Source organism: Phormidesmis sp. 146-20 (assembly GCF_052939475.1).
Window position 1 is genome coordinate 154126 of record NZ_JBJPHT010000003.1, and the last position, 23980, is coordinate 178105.

General features: G+C 47.7%; 25 protein-coding genes. 16 read left to right on the plus strand and 9 right to left on the minus strand.

Annotated elements, in window-relative coordinates; genetic code table 11:
- Both ACKFKH_RS04170 and ACKFKH_RS04175 read right to left on the minus strand, forming a co-directional pair.
- Positions 1–1349, minus strand: a 1349-nt coding sequence (locus ACKFKH_RS04170) for a toll/interleukin-1 receptor domain-containing protein (protein ID WP_446856976.1), incomplete at its 3' end; no start/stop codon positions are given.
- Between the two features lie 25 nt (positions 1350–1374).
- Complete coding sequence (locus tag ACKFKH_RS04175) at positions 1375–1737, minus strand: hypothetical protein (RefSeq protein ID WP_446856977.1); 363 nt, start codon at positions 1735–1737, stop codon at positions 1375–1377.
- A 149-nt stretch (positions 1738–1886) separates the two neighbouring features.
- Between ACKFKH_RS04175 and ACKFKH_RS04180 the strand changes: the two genes are divergently transcribed.
- Positions 1887–2864: an acetamidase/formamidase family protein gene (locus tag ACKFKH_RS04180; RefSeq protein WP_446856978.1), complete on the plus strand. Its 978-nt coding sequence runs from the start codon at positions 1887–1889 to the stop codon at positions 2862–2864.
- A gap of 180 nt (positions 2865–3044) precedes the next feature.
- Here the strand turns inward: ACKFKH_RS04180 and ACKFKH_RS04185 are convergent, their stop codons facing one another.
- Positions 3045–3566: a CPBP family glutamic-type intramembrane protease gene (locus ACKFKH_RS04185; protein ID WP_446856979.1), complete on the minus strand. Its 522-nt coding sequence runs from the start codon at positions 3564–3566 to the stop codon at positions 3045–3047.
- A gap of 61 nt (positions 3567–3627) precedes the next feature.
- Here ACKFKH_RS04185 and ACKFKH_RS04190 point away from each other — a divergent pair, with 61 nt between their 5' ends.
- The 3 genes from ACKFKH_RS04190 to ACKFKH_RS04200 all read left to right on the plus strand — a co-directional run bounded on the left by ACKFKH_RS04190 (position 3628) and on the right by ACKFKH_RS04200 (position 6637).
- The gene (locus ACKFKH_RS04190; RefSeq protein ID WP_446856980.1) at positions 3628–4929 is read left to right on the plus strand and encodes a glutamate-5-semialdehyde dehydrogenase; all 1302 of its coding nucleotides are present in this window, start codon (positions 3628–3630) and stop codon (positions 4927–4929) included.
- 412 nt (positions 4930–5341) lie between these two features.
- A complete protein-coding gene (locus tag ACKFKH_RS04195) occupies positions 5342–6283 on the plus strand; it encodes a ParA family protein (RefSeq protein WP_446856981.1) in 942 nt (313 codons plus the stop codon).
- 48 nt (positions 6284–6331) lie between these two features.
- Entirely contained in the window at positions 6332–6637 is a 306-nt protein-coding gene (locus ACKFKH_RS04200) for a hypothetical protein (protein ID WP_446856982.1), read from the plus strand.
- A gap of 280 nt (positions 6638–6917) precedes the next feature.
- On the opposite strand, the gene ACKFKH_RS04205 is transcribed toward ACKFKH_RS04200, so the two are convergent.
- The 3 genes from ACKFKH_RS04205 to queG form a co-directional block, all read right to left on the minus strand.
- Positions 6918–7361 carry a hypothetical protein gene (locus tag ACKFKH_RS04205; protein ID WP_446856983.1) on the minus strand — a complete coding sequence of 148 codons (444 nt, stop codon included), beginning with the start codon at positions 7359–7361 and terminating at the stop codon, positions 6918–6920.
- A gap of 230 nt (positions 7362–7591) precedes the next feature.
- On the minus strand, positions 7592–8674 hold the full coding sequence (locus ACKFKH_RS04210) for a DUF362 domain-containing protein (RefSeq protein WP_446856984.1): 1083 nt from the start codon (positions 8672–8674) through the stop codon (positions 7592–7594).
- A gap of 372 nt (positions 8675–9046) precedes the next feature.
- Complete coding sequence (queG, locus tag ACKFKH_RS04215) at positions 9047–9997, minus strand: tRNA epoxyqueuosine(34) reductase QueG (protein ID WP_446856985.1); 951 nt, start codon at positions 9995–9997, stop codon at positions 9047–9049.
- Positions 9998–10077: 80 nt separating this feature from the next.
- On the opposite strand from queG, the gene ACKFKH_RS04220 reads away from it, so the two are divergent.
- Together ACKFKH_RS04220 and ACKFKH_RS04225 are read left to right on the plus strand one after the other, a co-directional pair.
- Positions 10078–10482, plus strand: coding sequence for a ketosteroid isomerase family protein (locus ACKFKH_RS04220; RefSeq protein ID WP_446856986.1), 405 nt, complete (start codon positions 10078–10080; stop codon positions 10480–10482).
- 362 nt (positions 10483–10844) lie between these two features.
- Positions 10845–11804, plus strand: coding sequence for a phosphodiester glycosidase family protein (locus ACKFKH_RS04225; protein ID WP_446856987.1), 960 nt, complete (start codon positions 10845–10847; stop codon positions 11802–11804).
- Between the two features lie 153 nt (positions 11805–11957).
- Here ACKFKH_RS04225 and rsmG read toward each other — a convergent pair whose 3' ends face one another.
- Together rsmG and ACKFKH_RS04235 are read right to left on the minus strand one after the other, a co-directional pair.
- A complete protein-coding gene (gene rsmG, locus ACKFKH_RS04230) occupies positions 11958–12701 on the minus strand; it encodes a 16S rRNA (guanine(527)-N(7))-methyltransferase RsmG (RefSeq protein WP_446856988.1) in 744 nt (247 codons plus the stop codon).
- Between the two features lie 40 nt (positions 12702–12741).
- Positions 12742–13410, minus strand: coding sequence for an ABC transporter ATP-binding protein (locus ACKFKH_RS04235; RefSeq protein WP_446856989.1), 669 nt, complete (start codon positions 13408–13410; stop codon positions 12742–12744).
- Between the two features lie 383 nt (positions 13411–13793).
- Here ACKFKH_RS04235 and ACKFKH_RS04240 point away from each other — a divergent pair, with 383 nt between their 5' ends.
- From ACKFKH_RS04240 to ACKFKH_RS04285, 10 genes are all read left to right on the plus strand, one after another.
- Positions 13794–14738 (plus strand): Sll0314/Alr1548 family TPR repeat-containing protein, encoded by a 945-nt coding sequence (locus ACKFKH_RS04240; RefSeq protein WP_446856990.1) that lies wholly within the window; start codon positions 13794–13796, stop codon positions 14736–14738.
- Positions 14739–14768: 30 nt separating this feature from the next.
- Entirely contained in the window at positions 14769–15290 is a 522-nt protein-coding gene (locus ACKFKH_RS04245; RefSeq protein WP_446856991.1) for a DUF3531 family protein, read from the plus strand.
- Positions 15291–15627: 337 nt separating this feature from the next.
- Positions 15628–15852: a hypothetical protein gene (locus ACKFKH_RS04250; RefSeq protein ID WP_446856992.1), complete on the plus strand. Its 225-nt coding sequence runs from the start codon at positions 15628–15630 to the stop codon at positions 15850–15852.
- 269 nt (positions 15853–16121) lie between these two features.
- Positions 16122–16550 (plus strand): hypothetical protein, encoded by a 429-nt coding sequence (locus ACKFKH_RS04255; RefSeq protein WP_446856993.1) that lies wholly within the window; start codon positions 16122–16124, stop codon positions 16548–16550.
- Positions 16551–16640: 90 nt separating this feature from the next.
- A complete protein-coding gene (locus ACKFKH_RS04260) occupies positions 16641–17540 on the plus strand; it encodes a bestrophin family protein (protein ID WP_446856994.1) in 900 nt (299 codons plus the stop codon).
- A 29-nt stretch (positions 17541–17569) separates the two neighbouring features.
- Entirely contained in the window at positions 17570–18937 is a 1368-nt protein-coding gene (locus ACKFKH_RS04265; protein ID WP_446856995.1) for a lipopolysaccharide biosynthesis protein, read from the plus strand.
- Between the two features lie 11 nt (positions 18938–18948).
- On the plus strand, positions 18949–19653 hold the full coding sequence (locus tag ACKFKH_RS04270) for a class I SAM-dependent methyltransferase (protein WP_446856996.1): 705 nt from the start codon (positions 18949–18951) through the stop codon (positions 19651–19653).
- Positions 19654–19682: 29 nt separating this feature from the next.
- Entirely contained in the window at positions 19683–20975 is a 1293-nt protein-coding gene (locus tag ACKFKH_RS04275; RefSeq protein WP_446856997.1) for a glycosyltransferase family 4 protein, read from the plus strand.
- An 8-nt stretch (positions 20976–20983) separates the two neighbouring features.
- A complete protein-coding gene (locus tag ACKFKH_RS04280; RefSeq protein ID WP_446856998.1) occupies positions 20984–22159 on the plus strand; it encodes a glycosyltransferase family 4 protein in 1176 nt (391 codons plus the stop codon).
- The gene (locus ACKFKH_RS04285; RefSeq protein ID WP_446856999.1) at positions 22156–22920 is read left to right on the plus strand and encodes a WecB/TagA/CpsF family glycosyltransferase; all 765 of its coding nucleotides are present in this window, start codon (positions 22156–22158) and stop codon (positions 22918–22920) included. Before ACKFKH_RS04280 ends, ACKFKH_RS04285 begins: the two co-directional genes overlap by 4 nt.
- Positions 22921–22951: 31 nt before the next feature.
- On the opposite strand, the gene ACKFKH_RS04290 is transcribed toward ACKFKH_RS04285, so the two are convergent.
- Positions 22952–23953, minus strand: coding sequence for a DnaJ C-terminal domain-containing protein (locus ACKFKH_RS04290; protein WP_446857000.1), 1002 nt, complete (start codon positions 23951–23953; stop codon positions 22952–22954).
- Positions 23954–23980 lie beyond the last annotated feature (27 nt).

Genomic DNA, 23980 nt, shown 5'->3' on the forward strand with positions numbered 1-23980 from the left:
AAACTTACGCCAAAGACCTCTCCTTGATGCCCTTTCAGCGTGGCGATCAACTTTCCGTCTCGTTGCCAAAGCCGGATTGTGCGATCGTCGCCAGCAGAGGCAACCTGGGTTCCATCGGGACTGAAGCTAATCGCTCTCACTTTCCCTGCGTGTCCTTTCAGGGTGGCAATCTGGGTTCCATCTAATTTCCAGAGTTTGACGGTGTGATCGAGACTGGCAGAGGCAAGAATTTCTCCATCGGGGCTAAAACTCAGGTCAAAAACGCCGTCGGTATGTCCTTTTAGGGTTTGCAGCAAGCGACCGTCCGTTTGCCAAAGTTTAATAGTGTTGTCCCCACTGGCAGAGGCAATCACCGTGCCATCGGGACTAAATCGGACGCGCCGCACCCAGCGAGTATGCCCTTCTAAACGATTACGCTCTTTGATGTGGTAGACAGCCTTTCCCAGCATAGACATGACATCCAGTTGGGTATCGAGATCGATCCAGTTGGCTTGTTTCAGCAGTCTCGCCGCTCTCAGACCATCAATCAACGCCTGAAACTCTTGGTGAATGGTGAACTGAGCATTGGAGGAAGCACTCAGCGCTCTAATCTCACCTGTGACGGCCAGTTTGCGGTTTTTCTCGGCGGTGCGATATTGCTGAAAGGCAAACAATCCTAACGCAGAAATGCCGACCAGTGCGACTGAAACTCCAGTCAGCAAGCTACGCTGACGATTTTTTTCAGCCAGCCGACTTGCCGCTACATATTCCAATTGCAGTTGCGAAGGTCGAGGCGTTTTGTCGGCACCCTGTACCAGCCACTGTTCAATAGCTTCGAGGCTTTTGCCAGACAGCAACAGGCTGCGATCGCAATGGTGTTGCTGCCAGTCATTGGCGCGAATCAGCAGGCGAGTGTGTGCCTGAATGTAGTCTAAGTCAGCGTCGAGCGCTTGCAGCAGCGTTTTCAGGGAGCGATCGAAGTCATCTTGTTCTCGAAAAAAAATCCAGTTGAGCGCAGCAAGCGCAGGATGCACCTGATCATCTTTGACGGTTTGACAAACGATCGGCATCAGGCGTTTGTGCTGCTGAATCGCGTATTCAAGCTCTTTCTGACATTCGACTGAGGCGATCGCGTCCGGGCTAAGAATAAACAAAAACGTGTGAGCGTTGACAATGCCCGTGCGAATTTCCCGTCGCCAGTCTGCATTCGGTGGAATATCTTGCCAATCGACCCACAGCGATCGCTGGTGTTGTTTGAGCGCATCACACAGGCGAGAAACAAATTCTAGATTGCGACGCGAATAGGAGACGAAAACATCTAGATTCGCTGCGTGATCAGAATCAGGAACGATCGCGGTAATGGTAGTCATGCAACCCTGGGGATTCTACTAAAATTCAAGACTTGCGCTTAGGCAGAGGCGGAGGCGGAGGTACAGGATTGCTCCGAATTAAATCGGCATCAGATCCTCCTCTTGGCTCGTTTTCAAAAAACTCATCACCGCCCCTCGGATCAGGACTGTCGATTATGACATCCGCCCAATTCACATACCAGATCAGATGCTCACCAAACGGGTTAGGTTGACTGAGACGATCGCGATCTAGCGTCAGTTGAAGCCACTCTCCTTCAAACTCATAGCTCGATAAAGCAAAGCTTTCACCTGCCAAAACGTGATGTTTTTGATTATCAGGCAGATCTGTACTTTGTGATTGAGTAAGTGTGAGCCAGGTATCTTGAACGATCGTTAATGTAGCAGTCATGAATAGGCACCCGTTTTTCAAAAAATATGTGTGAACACTCTAGTGGTTGGTCAGTCTGCCAGAATAGAAGCCAACCTTTCTAACCAGGTTCGGGGCTAGATACCTCTCAGCGATCGTTGATTACTGAAAATTCTACGATGATTTCTCAAATGACTGATCACTTTTTAGCTGCAACCTGTGACACGGTACATCTCGGTGGCTTTTCTGCAACGCTCAAGCCTGCGCTGGTCGTCAAATCGGGCGATCGCATTCAGGTCGAAACGTTTTCTGGCTTTAATGTGGCTGACAAAGCGCCGCCTGAGTTTGTACCGCCTGCCTTTCGAGAAATTTGTGAGAACTTGGGGAGCGATCGCAAAGTCGGTGTTGGCCCACATCTATTAACTGGCCCGATTTATGTCGAGGAGGCTGAACCGGGAGACGTGCTAGAGGTGAAGTTGGAGGCGATCGCGCCCAGTTTGCCTGTGGGGTTTAATGCGATTCGTCCGGGTTGGGGTGCTTTGCCAAAGCGGTTTACAGAAGCGGCCTTACGGTTTATTCCATTGGATTTAGAGAAGGGTGTGACGGAGTTTCCTGCAAATAGTGGGGTGACGATTCCGCTCCGGCCGTTTTTTGGAATTCTCGGTGTGGCGACAGATGAAGAGCAGCGATCGTCGATTCCGCCCGGTGTCTATGGTGGCAATCTGGATAATCGGCAGTTGCAAGCAGGTTCTCGCGTCTTTTTGCCTGTGTTTCTCAAAGGGGCGTTGTTTTCGATCGGCGATGGTCACTCAGTCCAGGGAGATGGCGAAGTCAATGTAACGGCGATCGAAACCTCAATGAATGGCACCATCCAACTCACGGTTCGCAAAGATTTGACGCTGACGGTGCCGATCGCCCAAACGCCAACGGATTGGATCACAATGGGCTTTGGCTCCACGCTAGATAGTGCCTTCGAGATGGCGCTGCACCAGATGATTGACTTTATCGAACGCTTTGTCGGCATCAGTGCAGAAGAGGCTTATGTGTTGTGTAGTTTGGCGGTCAATTTTCAGATTACTCAGGTGGTTAACAGTCCTCAAAAAGGCGTGCATGGAATGTTGCCCAAGGCCATCTTAGCGAATGCGATCGGACTGGATAAGTTGATATAGATTTGACAAAATCTTTCACTACGTTGTCTGGTGCTTCTGCCCCCCAACCCCAATTCTGGGTGACTTCTGGACAAGATCAAAATCTTTAGTTCAGAGTTCTCCATTTACAGGGAATTCAAGAGCGACAACCCATGCAAGATCATTGAATGTTATGTATGCAATTAAGCGATGAAGGCAACTTCATCCACTCGTAAACTTTTCTAGTCCACCTAACATGACTAACCAGACTACAACAATTAACCAATGCAAAATGACTGGAATCCAGAGTGAGCCGCTGCGAAGATAAGAAGAGGTGCAAATCATGCCCAACAGCCCTGCCCCAAGTAGAAAAATTGGACTGCTGAAGAACGGTCGCCCCCCTGGATTGAGCGGATGATAAATCACAAATGCCAGCCAGCTTAAAATTGTCCAAACCCAACGCATGTAGGGCAACACAGGTTCAGACCGATGGGGAATCAGCAACACTCGAAACACAGATTCCTCGGTCAAGCCAGGAGAGATAAAAGCGCCGATCGTCACCCCCAACAGAGCATCCCACCTCGGCTCAATCTTGAGAAATCCACTGGCAAAACCGATTGGTAAGTAGACCAGACCATACAATCCCAACAACAACAGCGCATAGAGCCAGTCGCTTTGATGAAGCCGGGTGTAGACTGCGAATCGGAAGCGATCGCTGATCTTTCTTACAAATCTTAAAATCACTGAAAAAATTGCGGAGTTCTCTATACTAAGCTGAGAGTATCGCAATCCTTTACTTCTGGCTATGACTTCCCAAGTTGCTTCGGCTTCTCTCGCTGACCTCGCACAACAGACCCGCACCGCCGCCCGTGATCTGGGAACGCGATCGACGGAGGTCAAAAATCGAGCGATCGCCGCCATTGCAGATGCCCTAGAAGCGAACCAGACTGAAATTTTGGCTGCCAACGCGGCCGACTGTGAAGCGGCCAAAACTGCGGGAATTGCTCCAGCTTTGTATGCGCGATTGAAGTTAGATGAGGCGAAACTGCGGGGAGCGATCGCGGGCGTTCGAGATGTGGGCAAGTTGCCTGATCCGGTTGGTGAGGTGCAGATTCACCGTGAGCTAGATGAGGGGCTAATTCTCAAGCGGGTCACCTGTCCGTTGGGGGTGTTGGGCGTGATTTTTGAGGCGCGGCCGGATGCAGTGATGCAAATTTCGAGTCTGGCGATCAAGTCTGGAAATGGTGTGATTCTCAAGGGCGGCAAAGAAGCAGTCCGATCGTGCGAAGCATTGGTCAAAGCGATTCATCAGGGATTGGCGCAGACAGAGATTGATCCATCCGTTGTTCAACTTCTCACTACACGAGAAGAAACGCTGGCGTTACTCAAACTCGATCAGTTTGTAGACTTGATTATTCCTAGAGGATCGAATGCGTTTGTGCAGTTTGTGCAAGATAATACAAGAATTCCCGTTTTGGGACACGCTGACGGAATCTGTCATTTATACGTCGATCGCTCTGCCAATATCGAGAACGCGATCAAGATTATGATTGATTCTAAAACACACTATCCCGCAGCCTGCAACGCCATTGAGACTCTATTAATTCATCAGACGATCGCTTCAGAATTTCTGTTGACAGCAGTTTCGACACTGCAAGCAAAAAACGTCGAACTACGAGGAGACGAACGAACTCGCGAAATTCTCAACATCGCCCCGACAACAGAAGCCGATTGGATAACGGAATACAGTGATTTAGCTTTAGCCATCAAAATTGTAGACTCATTGGAACAAGCGATCGATCACATCAATACCTACGGCTCACGGCATACCGAAGCGATCGCTACCGAAGATCCCATATCTGCCCAAACCTTTTTGGCTCAGGTAGATGCGGCGGGGGTTTATCACAACTGTTCGACGCGCTTTGCGGATGGGTTTCGCTATGGATTTGGGGCAGAAGTGGGCATCAGTACCCAAAAAATGCCGCCTCGTGGCCCCGTCGGGCTAGAAGGACTCGTCACCTACAAATATCAACTTGTGGGCAATGGTCAAATCGCCGCCACCTATACGGGAGCCAACGCCAAACCTTTCACCCACCGGGATTTATAGAACAAAGTTTCTACTTTTAGCTCCCGATCGCCCAATTAAGTCCTCCAAGCATCCTCCCTAAGACGCTTATAAAATTGCGGTTGAAATGCTCGATCGCGCTCCAATTCGCTCTAATTGAAGTTATACCAAATTGATCTTTGAGTGCTACAGATCTGGGAGAGCAACCTAAATCTCCCACTGGTGAAGGACTTCAAGCCAAAGAAGTCTCGGATTCTCAAAGTCCCCCAGACTGGGGGATTTAGGGGGCGAAGGGTCAATAACATTAACAAATTGATTTGGTATTAGAAATCCTTAAAACACAAGACGATCAGATTTTTTTCAAATTCGTTTGATCTCCGTAACTTCTAGGGACTATATTTAAGTGCCTAACTGCCGGAAAATTGTAGGCATCGTTACTCAGAGGAATCAGGTCATGACGTTTGTGATTGCAACTGCAAATATGAAAGGTGGAGTGGGCAAAACAACGCTCACCGTCAATCTGGCAACTTGCCTTGCAAAAAATCACGGCAAACGAGTTTTGATCGTCGATCTCGATACGCAAATCAGCGCGACTTTGAGCTTGATGACACCCGCCGATTTTGCAAAGATTCGCAACGAAAAACGGACATTGAGACAACTGATTAAGCGATCGATTCTCTCTGATCCTCAGCTAACGACCACGGTTTCTGAAGCCGTTCGCTCTTATGTCTGCAATGTCAAAGGGTTGGACTTGTTGCCGGGAGATATTGATCTCTATGATGAATATTTGGTGTCAGAAATGCTTCACCGCAAAGCAATGCACCAGGGACAAGTCAACTTTGAAACGACCTGGAATACTTTTGAGAAGACGTTAATTCAGAGTATTTTGCAGCCGATCGCCAAAAACTACGATCTGATTATTTTAGACTGTGCGCCTGGATATAATTTGATGACTCGTAGCGCCTTGTTAGCCAGTAATTTTTATCTAATTCCTGCAAAACCAGAGCCATTGTCGCTGATTGGCATTCAACTTCTAGAAAGACGCATCGCCAAACTCAAGGAAACTCATAAAGAAGACACACCCGGCGGCCCAAATCTGTTAGGAATTGCCTTTTCACTCTCTGGAAACGTGTTTTCGAGTCGCTATTATGGACAAGTTATGAAGCGACTAAACGAGGACTTTAGCGAAGCAAAATTGTTCAAAACGCGCATTCCACCTGATGTCAATGTGTCAAAAGCGGTAGATACATTTACGCCTGTCGTCCTATCCAATCCTGGCACAGCAGGTTCTAAAGCCTTTGTCTCACTCGCCCAAGAGTTTATGCAAAAGTTAGCCACCTCTGCCCGCATCGACCAGCCGCCTTCCAAATTTGCGCTGACTTCGCTGGATGATTAAATGGATTCCTTAATCTCTATCCAAAGTTGATACAAAGGACAGATCAGCGTGAATGAATTTCAAATCCTCAAGCACTATCAAGCCGGAATGTTAGCCTACGATTTGTGTCATCCTCCAACCTTACAATCTCAAGGTCAAGCACTGAAAGCAGAGTTAAGTGAGCTAGTTGCAAAACCTAGTTTAGAAGAAGCTTGGGATGTCCTACATGCTTTGGGTCGGCTGACCTGGAAACTAACTGGAATTCCCCTACAACTGTTGGCTTATCCTACTGTACGCAAGCATGGACAGCGCTACGCAAAAACAGGTTGTATTCGCAGCCAAAACAACTGTCAGAGAAGTTGCTGCCTGCAATAGAAGGATGGCTTAAGCAAGGAAAGTAGATGAGAGCGATCTCTTCGAGTTACCCGCAAGGGGTCGCCCACTTATTCTCAAAGCAATCCCCCAAACAACAAATCCGGGACAGACTGTAATCCATCCCGGATAAAGATTTCCCAGTGAGTAGGCATTCTCTCTGGATATAAGACCAAGCTAAACAAGGGTTTCAAGATTACTTATTCAAGAACCCCTATGTTCATAGGCAAGTTTATATGCAGATAATGAAGTCGTACTCACTAACCCTGAGAAATTCTATTCTCTATTTACCAAAGGCATCCTTGATATTGTCAACGGCACCTTTGACAGCATTCATCGACTTATCAACGGCTGTCTCAGTGCGCTCTGCATCTTCACTCGCTCTTTTTTCGATTCGAGACTTGTCGCGCTTTGCTTTCGTTTCGGCAGCACCCCCATCTTCATCCGCGCGATCGACTTTAGCAGCGTTCTTGTTAGCAGTTTTCTTAACTTTACCTTCGGTGTCTCTGATCAGATCCTTAGAGCCGGCCCGAACGTCATCGGCTGCCCCTTTGATCTGGTCGCCTAGATCTGCTGCAATCAAGCTCGTGGTTGGACTGGCGATCGCTGGAACACTCAAAGAAAAGCCACCCAGCCATACAAAAGCGACAGTAGCCACACAAAACAGACTCGTCGCCAGCCAGCGTCCCGCAGTAAGAACTTGGTTCCCAAAATAATTCAGTTTCACTAGATACAATCTCCGTAAGATTTAACTCTCTATCTCTACTGCATTTTCTTGCCTAGTTGAATCTTGCTCCAGGTAGACGTTGGACTATCTTAAGTAGTAGAAAAGGTACACCTCAAAGCGTGATCCTCAGCAGAACTTGAAACCAAAGCACTGAAGGACTTTTACTCCCTAGGCAAGGGTCAGTTTTGTTAAATCCACAATCCGCAGACACCCTATCCTGTAGAAAGGCTTCAAGCCGTAATCAGTTTACGAATTTGATCAGCCATCCCTCGTCCAGCACTGTCAGCCGTGATAATCTCAATCTGTTCGGCGCGGGTGGCTCCCAATCCTAACTCGACCGCTCGGCGAATCTGTTCGAGTTGCCAAATCGAGCCACGAGAAACGGCTTCAGTCGTGCCCAACGATCGTAAGATTGCAATGCCAACCACATCCACCGCAACGCGATCGGTTCCCGCTAAGATCACATTTGATTTCACTTGCTTTCCAGCTTCTGGCCCGCCATTCACCAAAGCTTCAACGCCATCTAACAACACGAGTGCAGGCTGATAGACTTTATTGATTTCAGCAATCATCAACCGTTGGTGTGGCGAAGCATGTAGCTCACTCATGTAGTTGTACGAGTTTCCTGGAACGTATTTGGCCACCATGCCGACACTGTTTTTGAGCGACAGGGTAAAGTGTCCGCCAAAACGATGGGTTTTTAGACAGCAGGTATTGATGATTGCGCCTGCATTGAGAATCGGACGGGCAACAGCAAATCCTCGACTCCAATGGGTGTCTTGAGCCGGAAAAGATTGCCAATCCGCAGCGCCCAATTCATCCAACACGATCGCTTTCACCCCATAGCGGTCAGCCAACCGAAACACGCCTTTGCTGGTCATTGCTTGCCGAGTGTCAGCCATCCCACTGCGGTCTCCGATCGTAATTTGCCCCACTTTGGCGGCCTGCAATTCTTGAATTAACGCTTCGAGCAGGCGAGTATCTGTGGCAGCAGGTGCCGGATCAGCGGTGTTGTAGTTCGGTTTGAGAAAGACTGTTTTGCCCGCGATGTGATCCGGCTGTAGAAGGTCGATCGCTTTGCGAATTCCAGCGACGCGATCGGTCGTTTTGATCAAGACAACTCGGCTAGTTTGACCTGTACTAGAAGGAATAGGATTTGCTGCCTGAGCGTCTGCCACAAGATCATCAGACTGAGAATTTGCGGTGAGCGATCGACAAGCAGTCGGAAAAGTCGCAGCCCCCGCCGCTAACCCCGCTAAATGAAGAATTTTGCGTCGGCTCAAATGGGGTGCGGACTCATCTGGAAGTACCATTGCTGCATCCTTGAATGATCTCTACAGCTTTGGTGTAGCAAAATTTGACAGACTTTGGCAGAGAGAAAACGATTCGGATGGGTTCTTGGCGATTAAGGCTAACGTTAGTTCGATAACGTTTTTTTGCTTTGATGTTCTGCGCTTCTGCCCCCCAAGCTGCCAATTCTGAGGGACTTTTAAGACCAGATTTGTGGTTTAAAGCTGGTTGACTGACAAAACTTTTTGCCTGGCGGTTCAAACCGCAGCTAAGAGAACAAAATCCGCCTTCGCGGATTAACAAAGCCTGAATACGTCTAGTCTGCGAAGGCAGACTTTGTTCTTTTAGGCGCGAATTCTATTCGCCAGCCTGGACTTTTGTCAGTCAATCAGGGTTCAAACTCCTTCGCGTGATTGGTTGCTTTCGAGAGTTGCTCTGGCATTTCGGCGCATCATGGCAGGCTTAATTCTGCGTAGGGCAGAGGCGGGAAAGCGTCGATCGTACTCCTCGTCCGACAAATTTGCGATCTCATTCAGCGTCGGGGCAATGTTCCACGGATAAGGTTGAAAGTCAGGAACGTCGGTTTCTTGGGCAAAGCGCTGATTCCAGGGGCAGACATCCTGACAAATATCACAGCCTGCGACCCATCCTTGAAGCTGATCAGCAACGGGAGCCGGAATCTCAGAACGATTCTCGATCGTATGGTAAGCAATACACCGATTAGCATCCACAACAAATGGCTGAGTGATTGCCTGCGTGGGACAAGCTTGAATACAACGGGTACAAGTTCCACAATGCTGGGTGTGAGGTCGATCGCTCACTAATTCTGCATTCGTCAACACCTCACCGAGAAACACCCAGGAACCATAGTCTCGCGTGATCACGTTGCCATTTTTGGCGATCCAGCCAAGTCCTGCCTGTTGCGCCCAGACTTTATCTTGAACCGGGCCCGTGTCTGCATAAAATCGGGACTGAATTCCGTCTCCTTGAGCTTCGAGCCACAGAGAAAGCGCCTTCAATTTTTTATGGAGAACTTTGTGATAGTCGCGTCCCCAACCATAGCGAGAAATTTTGGCATATTCCTCACCATTGGGTCGATCGTGCCCCGTGTAATAATTGAGCGCCACACAGACCAACGATCGCACTTCCGGCATCACGAGTTGAATATTTTGCCGTTTGGGATTAGCCATCCACGCCATTTCTGCCTGATAGCCCTGCTCTAACCAGGATTGCAGCGATTCTACAGACTGCTGATTTGTGACTTCATCAATACGCACAATTCCAACTTTGTGAAATCCCAATTCCAAGGCTTTTTGCTTAATTTTTTGAGTTAATTCTTGGCTCATTTTTCTTCCCAAAATATCTCTTGAGAGTCAGGACAACGCTTACTTTTTTGCATAAGGTGAAGCGAATTGATACTTTTGCCATGAATGTCACTGACTCGACAACGCTCAAGATAGAAGGCATTGCCAACCCTACGATCGTGGCCTATTTTGAGACGTTAAACTCAGGTGACTTTGAGCAAACGAGTGGTTTGTTTGCGATCAATGGAGCCATGAAACCGCCATTTGAGTCGCCCATTGAGGGGCGGGAAGCGATCGCTCAATATCTGCAAACCGAGGCTAAAGGAATGGTTCTTCAACCCCAGCAAGGGACTACGCTGAGTTTAGAAGATGGCTGTACAGAGGTTCAAGTCAGGGGCAAGGTGCAAACGCCGTTATTTGGGGTAAATGTGGGCTGGCAATTTGTATTGAATGCTGATCAAGAAATTCTTCTTGCCAAGATCAAGCTATTAGCTTCGCCCCAAGAATTATTGAAGCTGCGCCGTTAGAAATCGAACAGAACATTGCACTTTTCAATCAATTTTCACACTAAATTTCCAACCTTTGAAGATGTCCGGCAGTCCCTCAGAATCGGCAGGGCAAAAGCGCTCAAAAACGAAGCAAAACACGTTGATCAAATCCGCGCTGGAATTAGGGCGATCGCTAATTATTGTAAATTTTGTTACAAAAAATCAGCCTTATCGGGATTGTTTGCTCACTAATTGAAGAGTCTAATGGACGGAATTTCAAAATTTACAACGGTGTCATCCTCCCTGAGTAAGATTTTGTGAACAACCGTTAAATCTTTTTAATAGACTTCGAGCGATTAAAGAAGCAAGGCATGATCAACAGAGCGTTTCAGAAAGCGTTAATGCTGAGTCGAATCAAATCCGATCGTAGACGACGAGCCGTTCAATGGCTATCCACTTTCTTGGGCAGTGTGTCGATCGCAACGGGGTCTACCCTTTTGTTAAGTTCGCTGCTTCCTGCCAACATCCTGATTCTCCCAGCGCCGCCGCTCAAAACCACCGAAGAACCTGCTCCCGCTCCCCCCATTGCTCGACCGATTTCTGTCGTTCAGCGCAAGATTGCTGGCGTTCCGCTTTATATTACGATCGTAGATCTGACTGATCCCAAAACCTTTATCAGCGTGGGTTTAGCCAATCGTGCCAAACAAGCCAACAGTGCGCGATCGACCCAGGGTGATGAACCGTTTATCGGACTGGTGCGTCGTCAGCAAGCCGCAATCACCGCCAGCGGCACCTTTTTTAGCACCGACGCTCAAAAGCGAGTCATGGGCAATTTAGTATCTGGCGGCAAGTTTCTCAAGTACAGCCCCTGGGAAAATTATGGAACGACCCTCGGACTGCGATCGGGCAATCGACCTGAAATGATCACCGCCAGAGTCGAAGGCAAACCAACCTGGGGTCAGCACTGGTTTTCGCTAACAGCAGGGCCGAGACTGCTCAAAAAAGGCAAAATCTCGGTCAACCCCAAACGAGAAGGATTTACCGACCCAAATGTGATGGGAGTCGCTGTACGATCGGCGATCGGCTTCCCAGAACGAGGCAAACGGCTTTTTTTAGTCACCTTCCTGACTCCAGTTTCGCTCAAAAAAGAAGCGGCAATTATGCAAGCGATCGGCTGTCACGAAGCGATGAATCTAGACGGTGGCTCCTCGGTAGGGTTAGCCCACGGCGGTCGAATTTTGCGTCCCGCAGGTCGTGAACTCACCAATGTAATCGCGATTTACGATACAAGACACCCGGCTCCCGATGATCTGACAAGCTCTTGGACAGAGTTTCAGCAGAGAGAGCGGGGGAAGGGATGAGGGAGGAGGGAGGAGGGAGGAGGGAGGAGGGAGGAGGGATGAGACGGAAGAAGTTTTAATCTGTGCTTCAAAGCATCCGCAGATTGGGGGGTAGAAGTGCTGAACCCGAAGCAAAAGAACTTCAGAATTCCCTCCTCACTCCTCACTCCTCACTCACAGCGGCGTTTGCGTCGGAATGCCCGTAGCACGAGGGAACATGGCGGAAGTAGGGGCGACTTTTCGGAGATAGAGACAGTGACGGACACTCTGAGTCAACGGCGTGAGCAGCTTTTCGGAAGGCTCGATCGCTCCTCCTAACTGTTCCACGGCGACCTGCAAATTTTCAGCCTCTTCTTCTGTCCACTGACCGCGATAGAGAACGGCTAGTCCTCCCATTTTTAGCAGCGGCAACGTATATTCTGCACACACCGAAGCGGAAGCCACCGCCCGAATCAAGGCTAAGTCGTAGTGTTCTCGATGTTGGCGAAGTTGTCCGACCTGTTCAGCTCGATCGACCCACACATTTACATTCTCCAATCCCAAGGTTTTGACACTCTCCTGGACAAACGTCATTTTTTTGCGCGTCGAGTCAAGCAGCGTCAGATGCCAATCAGGACGAACGATCGCGATCGGCACCCCCGGAAACCCGGCCCCCGTGCCAACATCGATCACGTCAAACCCTGTAGAAGTCCCACCCAGAAACTGAGCAACACCCACCAGCGAGTCCCACAAATGTTTTTCCCAAAATTCTGAAGGCGCTGTAATCCGTGTCAAATTAAACTGCTGATTCGCCGTCAAAATCAACTCATAAAAGCGCTGAAACTGCTCTTGTTGGCTTACATCAGGCTGCCACCCCAACGTTTCACGCCACAAATCAGACATCTCCGGCAACTTAGATGTCTCCACGTCATCCCTCATCCCTCATCCCTCATCCCTCATCCCTCATCCCTCATCCCTGCTAAGAAATCAACTGCGGCTCATTTGCCTTTAACTTTTCGGGGTCGATTTCATTTAACTCGCCCTGTTGAAGTGTCCAGCAGCGATCGGCGATCGCCAACATATCTCCTGCATCATGAGACACCACAAGGAGGCTCCACTGTTGTTTGAGTTTGGACAGCAGATTGACCAACTGTTGTCGCATTGACCAATCAAGCCCGGCGGTCGGTTCGTCAAGCAGCAAGAGGTTGGGCTGACGGATCAATTGTACGGCGAGGGCGAGTCGTCTTTGTTGTCCACCACTGAGAGAATGAGGCGCTGTTTTTAGGGGCAAGTGGTCGAGCGAAACGGATGCTAACGCTTCATGAATCCGTTCTGAGCCAAGTTCGGGATGACCAAGCCGCAGTTCTTCTAGCAGGGTGCCGCCGCAAAAATGACGTTCTGGAAACTGAAAGACGAGGCCGCTTAACTGTTGAAGGTGGAGAAAGTTGAGTTCTTGTTCTCGCCAAAAAATGCTGCCGCTGGTGGGTTCTGCCAGTCCTGACAAAATCTCTAGGAGGGTGCTTTTTCCTGATCCGCTGGGCCCGATAATTAGCCCTAACTGCTGAGGAGCGATTTCAAGGTTGATCGATTTGAGAATCGCCGTTTGACTGGCAGGCGGATGATAGGAGAGGTCACGAAGATAGAGCATTCAGGACGGTACTCAAGAGGGTGAAAAGTCTGGTCGGACTAAAGAATTTGTACTCAGCATTCTGGCATATCGATCGCTAGTTTACCCAAATCCCTCACATCTGACATGATCACAAGGGATGAACCCGCTTTTGAGAGACATTGGACGAAAGACAAGAGACATTGGACGAAAGACAAGAGACAGTAGACGGCATATTCAAAAGACAGCAGATTCAAAGTCCAGAGTCCAAAGTCCAGAGTCCAAACTCTAGAGTCCGGAGTGCAAACTTCAAAGTGGAACTTGAAATTAGGAAGTTCGTCAAGCAACTATTACATTTTCTGGATGGCAAAATTAAATTGTCGTCGCAAACTGACTTCCTCACCGTCCTTTAGAGAACAGAACTTATGATTGATTTTCCCTGTGGGCCGATTTATTCCTGGGTTAATCCCAAACGACTGGGGCGGGTAATGGGCGCGACGGCGATCGCCATGAGCCTTTGGATTACGCCATCTTTTGCCAAAGATCCGTTTAGAACGACGAACCCCCGTCCGATCGGAGACAAGACCGAAGCTGCCTTTAAAGCCGTTTTTGAGCAGGGCAACTATAAAGCAGCCGAAACCTTTCTCAGACAAGCTGAACCCGATGAACCGTTAGCCTATGCGCTACAGGCAGCGATGGCCTACAACAATTTTCAGGGTGAAACCGATCCGCAGAAAAAACAAGCGGCGATCGATCTACTCAAAACCAGTGCTGGTAAAACGCGGGAAGCCGCCGATCGTTTGCTCAAAACCGATCCGCTTCGGGGCAATCTCTACCTCGCCGTTAGCAACTTCATCGAACTGGGCTACGTGATCGGCACTCAGGGCTTAGTGCGCGGCACCCCCCAGGCGTTAGGAAGAATTCAGCAGGCATTCAAAAATCTGGACGATGCTGAAAAAATTGCTCCCCAAGACCCAGAACTCAACCTCATCAAAGGCTATATCGAGTTGCTGCTGGCTGTAAATGTGAGTTTGCCGCTGTCTAATCCGGGTCAGGCGATCGAGCGACTAGAAAGATACGCCAGTCCCCGATATTTAGCCGATCGCGGATTGGCAATAGGCTATCGAGATATGAACCAACTAGATAAGGCTTTGGTTGCCATCAATCGAGCGATCGCTGCCGCCCCAACTAATCCCGAACTCAGCTATCTCAAAGCTCAAATTCTCGTGCGTCAAGGCAACAACAAAGACAGCGTGGCGTTCTTTCAAAAGGCACTCAATCAAAAAGAACAGCTTCCTCAAGGAGTTGTCAAACAGATTCAACGCGAATTCGATCGCACCCAGCAGCGTTTACAAAACAAAGGGCGGTGAGAAAAGCGCTGAGGTTAGGGTTTGTGCAGAATGGATAATGAAGAACTGAAGTTCATGTTTTACATTGCCCCTTACCGACAGCAATCCGAAGTCATGCAAATACAATTTCGAGAATTTGATCCCTTTAACGTTTGGATTTGGGTTGAGTTCAGTACGGTGCCCTCTGAGATGGAGAAGCAGTACGTTGAAGAACTTTTTACATCCTGGTTCTTTTTAGGAAAGCTGGGCGGCTTTAATGCCGAAAGTCTGCAAGTTCAAGATGTGGGGCTAGAAATCAGCTACATGACCTACGACGAAGATGCTTCTACAAATACGCTGGTCGCCTTGATGCACAACATGGGCGAGTTTGAGTATGAAGGCTATTGGGGGCGCTGCTGGTTTGACTTGGGGACGAGTGATGCGATCGCGCTCGACATTCTCATCAACTCAATTCGACAGCTTAGTCAGGATTATGTGACGATCGAGCAACTGATTATTGGCGGTGAAAACGAGGACTGGCGGGCACCAGGCAGCAACCAGCCCGACTTTGTAATGGACAATCAGCAAAACTAGTCAGGCAAAGTCTTGAAACTGGACAATTTTGATCAGGAAAGACATCCTCAAGCATTGAAGATGTCTTTATCGGTAGGAACAACGACAACCCAAACGTAAGCCTACAGAACAAATTTAAGAGACATCTCCTCCTGCGGGGTGGGCCAAGTGTCCGCCCCTTTTTTTGTGAGGAAAGTACTAATGCACTGTTATAAAGAAATTTCTGTTACTTCCGCTACAGACCTGTCTCAAGACATAAGATGGGGCTGAAGAGTTCAGTCTCTTGGTAGCGGTTTCGCCTGTTTTCTCGACCGACGATCGATCAACCCAAACCACTAATTTCTACAAGAGTAAAGTAATGCAGTCTTCCACCTGTCCTTCAGATCTCCCTAACCCCAATCCAGCGTCTCAAACCGGACAAGTCGGCCCCTCGACAACCTTGTTGGGAATGCTGGCTCTAGTTTTGCCGCTCGGTTTTGCCTTGGGATTTTCCTGGTATCGAAAACGTCGCGCTTACCAACGTACTGTTCTTTTGCTGCAACAAATTGCTATGTTGGAGTCTCAGTGGCGCAGCCATTCTTGACGAGATTTTTAACAGTATTTATTTGAATTACAGCTTATTTGTTTTAGCGATCGTGCCCAGAGAAGGGTCAATCAGGCAGGTTTTTAGAAGATGAATTTGATCTGCTGGGGGTGCAGTTTGTGAGTGTGGCAGCGATCGCCTGATTTCTCTCATCCCTTCCAAATCTTCTCAAATCCGGTCGTCAAGGCCGGTTTTTTATTGGGAAGAGTGATGCAACTGACCTCAAAGCGGTTGATAATGTGCGTGAGTCGATCGCAGTGGGTAGCGTTATGCAATTTCGAGCTTTGGTTGTTGTCGTTCTTTCGGCCTTTCTGTGGATTTTGGGAGGGTCGCCGGATGCGTTTGCCCTGACTCAAATCAAACTATTTGACCTGTCTTATCACGAGTGCCCAACTGAGGTCGGAGCCGGAACCGTCAGCAGCGGAGGCACTTCACGTGCGGCAAACTGCTTCATCGTCACGGGCAAAGCCGAAAACTCTACCAACAAACCTGTGGTCAATGCAGACATTTTTGGGCGCATCTACGACGCAAACAACGACTCAGTGATGCAAAATCGGACTCGTCTGGGGTCGATCGAAGAAGTGCCTCCCGGAGTCAGCGATTTTGAACTGAGAATCACCGTCGCCGCCAATCAGCCAACCCCGCTCAAGCTCACTCAATTTAAGGCAGCCGGGTTTACGGGCAAAGTTCGGCGTTGATTGACCGTTAGTGCTTCCAAAAATTAGGGAATCCAGGACTTGTGCCATGCTCCCACTTCCTAGCAAACTGCCGTCCACCGATTCCATGTAATGAGTTTAGAAAAACGCCGCTGGTTGCAGCTTGCCTTGCAGCTAAAAGGCTCGATTATTTTGTCTGTTTTGCCCCGGTCTATCTTTTGCGGGCTGTTTGGGCTAGTGATCACCGTATTTCACCACTACAAATATCCTGTTTCACTGCCATTTTTGGCTAGTTTGATCCCTAATATTGTACTGGGGTTGCTGTTAGTATTTCGCACCAATACTGCCTACGATCGCTACTGGGAAGGTCGAAAATGTTGGGGCAAAATCATTAACTGTGTGCGAAACCTGGCACGACGCATCTGGATTGTGGTAGAAGAAAAAGAGACGGGCGATCGTACTGCAAAACTGGCGGCTTTGAATTTAATTGTGGCGTTTGCGGTGGTGACAAAATTGCATTTGCGTCAGGAAGCAATCAATCATGAAGTTGAGCAATTAGTTTCCCCTGAGCAATTTGAGAAACTAAAAAGAATGAATAACCCACCGCTCAAAGTTGCCTTCTGGTTGGGCGACTATTTGCAATTGCAGCATGAGTGCGATCGTCTCAACATTCATCAACTGACCGCGATGCACGAACTGTTAGATAGTTTGGTGGATCAATTGGGCGGTTGTGAACGCATTCTCAAAACCCCCATGCCTTTAGCCTACGCAATTCATCTCAAACAATTACTTTTGCTTTATTGTCTGTCTCTACCCTTTCAAATGGTGGGCAATTTGGTGTGGTGGACTTGCCCCGTTGTGGTGCTGATTAGTTTTACGCTATTTGGGATTGAGGAAATTGGCATCGAAATCGAAAATCCGTTTGGGCGCGATCCCAACGATTTGCCGCTGGATACGATTTGTGAAACGATGCTGCGAAATATTGGCGACTTAACCAGTCTCAGACCCAGTGTTCAGGTAGACAAATGGTAGATACTGGGAGGAGTGTCTAATCTCGCATCATGGGTGCAGTGCCGAAATTCCTCAAAAAACCAGACCCAGACGGGCAGCAGAGAATTCGTCGCGCGACTCTCACTGGGGTGACGACGCTGGCGGTGCGAGGGGTTTCGATGGGGGCTAATTTGCTCTCGATTCCGCTGACTGCTCATTATTTGGGAACAGAGCGATTTGGGTTGTGGCTGACGTTGAGCATGTTGCTCAGTTGGGTCAGTCTGACTGATCTGGGATTAGCTAATAGCTTGACTAACGTTTTGTCAGCCGATCGTCCCGACTCCCCGCAGGCAAAGCAGGCCGTTTCTAGCGCATTTTGGCTAATGGTTGGGATGGCGATCGCTCTGACGCTAATCTTCTTTATGGTTCACCCCTGGGTACAGTGGGATCGGCTGTTTAACGTCACGTCTGCTCAAGCAAAATCTGAAGTGGGTTGGGCGGCGATCGCGTTTTTTATTGGCTTTATTTTGCGGTTGCCCCTCGCGGTCGCTGGACGAATCTACATAGCTTATCAGGAAGGCTATTTTTATCAAGCTTGGGGCGGGTTGGGTAGTCTGGCTTCGGTGATGGCTCTCGTGGTGGCGATTCAGTTTCAAGTCGGGCTACCGCAGCTTGTGATTGTATTCTTTGGAACATCCTTGCTGGGTGATTTGTTAGCGACGGTGCATGTTTTTGGTTGGAGATGGCGATCGCTGCGTCCTCAACTGTCTGCTTTTAGTCAGAAACAAGCTCAATGGTTGCTCAAAACAGGCCTGCAATTTTGGGTGATTCAAATCAGTTCAATTATCTTTTTTCAGACCGATCTGATCATTGTTGCCCAATTGTTTGGAGCAGAAAAAGTTGCGACTTATGGAACCATTCTTAAGCTATTTGGCTTATTAGGAACGATTCAAACAGCTTTCTTATTTCCGTTGTGGCCCGCCTACAGCGAAGCGTTTTCTAGAAGAGACATTTCCTGGATTATTCAAACGTTTAGAAAAACGATCGTTTTATCATTGCTCTGGTCAATTTCGATGGGACTAATGCTTGCCGCATTTACAAACAATATTATTTTTATTTGGCTTAATGAAACAGTGACGATCGATACTTCATTAGTCGCGGCAATGGTCGTCACAAGCGTGCTATTGGCAGTCGGTCACTGCATCGGAACAGTGCTTAATGGAATGGGTATCATAAAGTCTCAAGTCATTTTTGGACTGGCAGGAGGCGTGACTAATATTGTTTTGTCGATCGCGCTCGGACATCTGCTTGGCGTTGCCGGAGTTTGTTGGGCAACAGCGATTTGTTTGCTAGTATTTCCAATCGGAATTATTGGAACTCATACGCTAAAAATTCTTCAAAAGCTGAGATCTGACTTTAAACTAATAGACAATCATTAGGAGACGGTGCATTGGACGCTTATTCGCTTGAGAACGCTCGAAGATTTCAGTGGTCTTCAATCACAGGTGAACTAAACTCAGAAAGAGTTGCTCATCTCGATCGCTATCTTTTGGGCAATCTGTTTCTAGATGCTGGATGTGCAGGTGGTGCTTACTCAAAATATCTAAGAGCCAAGGGATTTGATGTGACGGGAGTGGATAAAATGCTTGAATTTTTAGAAACGATTCCGGTCGATCAACGGCATTTTTATAAGCAGGCAGACATCACAGACTTGCCTTTTGAAGACAATTATTTTGACTCTACTTACTGTTTTGACGTGCTGGAACATGTTGATGATCTGACTGCGCTTAAAGAGTTAGTTCGAGTCACAAAACGACGTTTAATTATTACAGTTCCCCATGAGAATTACTCGCTTTTTCAGAAGTGTAATTTGACTTTACTTACGTATCAAGATTCTACTCATTTGAGGTACTATAACGCAGAGTCTCTGGAGAAGCTTATTAGAACTGTGACCAATTCACCATTCAAAATCTCTGGTGAAATTCGAGTTCCAATTCGGTATTTGTGTTCTGAACTAATCAAAGGAGAAAGGAGGTTTTCTTTTAGCTATGCTGTTAGAAGTCTTGTTGCATTTTTAATCAAGGCTCTCTTATTGACTATGAAGCAATCTGATTTAGAGTTTCATTCTTCTCTGGTTGCGATCGTTGATCTTTAATTATCTTCTTATAAAAGTCGAAGTTTAATATGAAATATCGGGTCGCTTACGACATTTCTGTGTTAGGAATTAGTCATTTTAATCAGCGTTCTCGCACAGGTATTTTTCGAGTAATTGATGAGAACCTCAAATATCTTTTGCAGATTGGCAATCTTGACCTCACCCTAACTTCTTGTAGAGCCTATTGGGAAATGGCAGCCGCCTTACAATTTGTACAACACCTTTACCCAAAGCATACTGAACAATTTAGCCTTCCCTTTCCTCCAAAGTCTTATACTTCTCTAATCTACAAGGCAGAAAAAAAGCTAGTTGATTTTAACTGGAAGCGAACCACGAGCCGAACTTTAATTAACAAAGTTGCAAGAAAGTTTTCAACGTTTCCGATCGAGCGCTTATTCCCCCCCCAACTTCAGTTCACAGACATTGATTTATTCCACTTTCCATTCTTCAAAGTTGGCAATTTAGAATTTACTCAATCAAAGCCCTGCATTTTTACAATGTATGATTTGATTCCGATTAAATTTCCTCAATATTTTAAGTATCGAGAATCTAGACATTTAAGTAATGCAATTGCTCGAATTAGAAAGGATCGGGATTATGTAATCTGTATTTCAGAAGCGACTAAACAAGATTTCTGTGAGATTTCTTCAATGAATCCCGATCGCGTTTTTGTAGTTCCATTAGCTGCATCTGAGGCATTTTACCCAGTTGTGGATGATGCGACGATCGCTCTCACAACCCAAAAATATCAGATTCCCAAAAGTCCCTATATTTTAAGTTTAGCGACCCTTGAACCGCGCAAAAATTTGGATTTCCTGGTGAGAGGATTTCTCAGATATATTCAGGAAACTCACAATCAAGACACTTGTTTGGTTCTAGTCGGAACGCTAGGTTGGAAGTACGATCGCATCTTTGAATCACTGCCTGACGTTGATCCAAAACTGCGATCGCGAATTATTCTTACAGGCTACATTCCTGATGAAGATTTGAGCGCGATTTATAGCGGTGCGTCTGTTTTTGCTTACCCTTCTCTCTACGAGGGATTTGGCTTGCCGCCGCTTGAAGCCATGCAGTGTGGAACGCCTGTGATTACTTCCAATACAAGCTCTTTACCTGAAGTTGTAGGCGAGGCTGGAATCATGATCGATCCCCATCAAGAGGACGAGCTTTGTCAGGCGCTTTCAAAAGTTCTCAACAGCACAGAACTGAGAATCGAAATGTCACAAAAATCTCTACAAAGAGCCAGTCAGTTTAGCTGGAAAAAATGTGCAGAACAAACTGCTGAAGTCTATCAAATTGCGATAAATAATTCCTCAAAATAGATAGAATTATGCGATTGCTTTATACGTTGACTGCCTATCCTCCTTACATCGGAGGGGCCCAACTTCATCAACACAAAGTAGCCCAACAGTTGAGCGATCGCCACACCATTCAAGTGGTCAGCCATTGGGATCAAAATCGCACCGATTGGCTATTAGGAACAACTCTGAATGCACCCCGAAATAGCCGTGATTACGTGATAGATAACATTCCAGTACATCGATTGGGGTTATCGAATTGGGAAAAGCTAAAACTGGCTCCGATCGTACCAATTTATTATCCTTTAATGAGTCTTGCACTACCAAACATTTCTACTTGTTTAGAGCAGCATTTAACTCGATACGCAGATGTCGATCTGATTCACAACGTTCGGATTGGACGAGAAGGATTAAGCTATGCATCATTTCAGACAGCAAAACACAGAAACTTACCGTTTGTCTTGACTCCAGTTCATCATCCTCGCTGGATTGGATGGCGATATAAAGCCTACTTAAAACTCTATAAATTGGCGGATATCGTGATTGCTCTGACTCAGGCAGAAAAACAGATCTTAATGGAATTAGGAGTTCAAGAGAACCGAATTGCAGTAACTGGAATGGGGTCAGTTTTAGCCCCTGATGCCGATGCGATCGCCTTCCAAAAAAAGCATTCCTTAAAAGCACCGATCGTTCTTTTTCTCGGACAGCACTATGCCTACAAAGGTTATCGTCAGGTATTAGAATCTGCAAAGCTCGTTTGGCAAAAAATCCCCGAAGCGCAGTTTGTTTTTGTCGGGCCGGCAGTCAAACAGTCTGAGCAAGTTTTTCGAGAATTCGATGACCCTAGAATCCATCGTTTGGGCAAGGTTGATTTGCAGGAAAAAACCAACGCGATCGCAGCCTGCACGTTACTTTGTGTTCCTTCTACTCAAGAGAGTTTTGGGGGCGTTTATACCGAAGCCTGGAGTTTTGGAAAACCCGTGATTGGGTGTCCGATCCCGGCGGTTTCAGAAGTGATTTCAGATGGTGTGGATGGCTATCTTGTAGATCAGGAAGCTCACCAAATTGCCGATCACATCTGTCACCTTTTATCTAACCCAACTCAAGCTCAAAAAATGGGAGAAGCTGGACAACGTAAAGTCACAGAACGTTATACCTGGCAGCGCATTGCCCAACTGACAGAGCAAGCTTATCAAATGGTTTCATGACCAAAATCTTAGGAACTCGCCTCGACTGTGTAGATTATTCAGAAGCGTGCGATCGCATTCAAAAGTGGGCGATTCAAAGGACTTCCTGCTACGTTGTGGCGGCAAATGTGCATGTAGTTATGACAGCCTATTGGCGCAGATCTTATCAACAAATTGTGAATAAAGCGGCTCTCATTACACCCGATGGAATGCCTTTAGTGTGGGGCTTACGACTCTTACAAAATTCTCAACAAACCAGAGTTTATGGCCCCGACTTAATGTTGAAATGGTGCGATCGCGCCGCTCAAGCTAATCTATCTATCTACCTCTACGGCACTACAGAAACCACTTTAGATAAACTTAAATGCAACTTACAGCAGCAGTTTCCCACCTTACAAATTGCTGGAAGCTATGCGCCTCCCTTTCGCACCCTGACTCCTGCCGAAGAAATGGCAGATCGCGATCGCATTCATGCGTCTGGCGCTTCGGTCGTATTCGTCGCGCTCGGTTGCCCCAAACAAGAAGAATGGATGGCGAGACAACAAGGTCAACTGCAAGCCGTCATGATTGGAGTTGGGGCCGCCTTTAGTTTTCACAGTAGCGAAGTGTCGCAGGCTCCCCGCTGGATGATGCGCCTCGGCTTAGAGTGGCTCTATCGCTTAGTTACAGAACCTCGCCGCCTCTGGAAGCGCTACCTGATCAACAATCCTGCTTTTGTTGTCTTGTTTGGGTTGCAGTTGGTCAGACGATCGCTCAAAGGTCATCATTCAGATTCTTGCTAACCTGTAGAATTTAAGCAGCGGAATTGACAATCTAAAGCTGAACGCCTTTGAGATTTGCACGCGGGTCATAGCTACGACCATCCCGAATTTTCTCGTAATATTCGCGCTCAACAGGACTCAACTCTTTGGGCGGTACGATCGTAATCTTGACCATCTGATCACTACGATCGCCCTTAGGACTTTTCCAGCCTTTCCCTCTCAGCCGCAGCGATTGACCCGATCGAATCCCCGCCGGAACGTTCACCTTCACCAGTCCATCGGGCGTTGGCACTTCAATCTGTGCGCCTAAGACGGCCTCATCAGGAGCGATCGCCACTTCACAGGTCAAGTTGTCGCCGTCAAACTGAAAGAATGGATGGGGCGTGAGTTCGACGGTCAGATACAAGTCGCCGCGCTGACTCGTATAGTGAGGACTAAAGCGACCTTTGCCCCGTACCCGAATTCTCGTCCCCGCTTTGGCACCAGGAGGAATGCGTACCTCGATCGTTTCGTTGCCAATCGCAAATCGTTTCTGAGTGCCGTTGAAAGCTTCTCCCAAAGTCAATTTTACAGAGGCCTCGGTGTCGAGATTTGCCCCCATGTCGGCAGTCGAACCTGCGCCCGAAGGAGCCGTACGATAGCCGCTAAAAGGATCTGCCGTGCGCCCATATCCGGACGTGCCGTTGTTGCCCATCCGCCCCAGCAGATCGTTGATAAATTCGTCAAAACTGCCATAGCGGCCAAACTCAAATTCATCAAATCCAGGCGTTGTGTTGAAGGGCGATCGTCCTCTTCCAGGGCTGGCTCCGGCTCGATCGGCTTGCTGCCAATATTGTCCAAACTGATCATATTTTTTGCGCTTGTCGCCGTCTGACAGCACCTCATAAGCCTCGTTGACTTCTTTAAAGCGAGCCTCTGCCACCTTGTCGCCAGGATTCAAATCAGGGTGGTACTGTCGCGCCAGCTTGCGAAATGCCTTCTTGATGTCATCTGCACTGGCAGTCTTGCTCACGCCCAAAATCGTGTAATAGTCTTTGAAGTCGGTTGCTGCCACCAGTCTCTACCCCTTTAACGATTAATG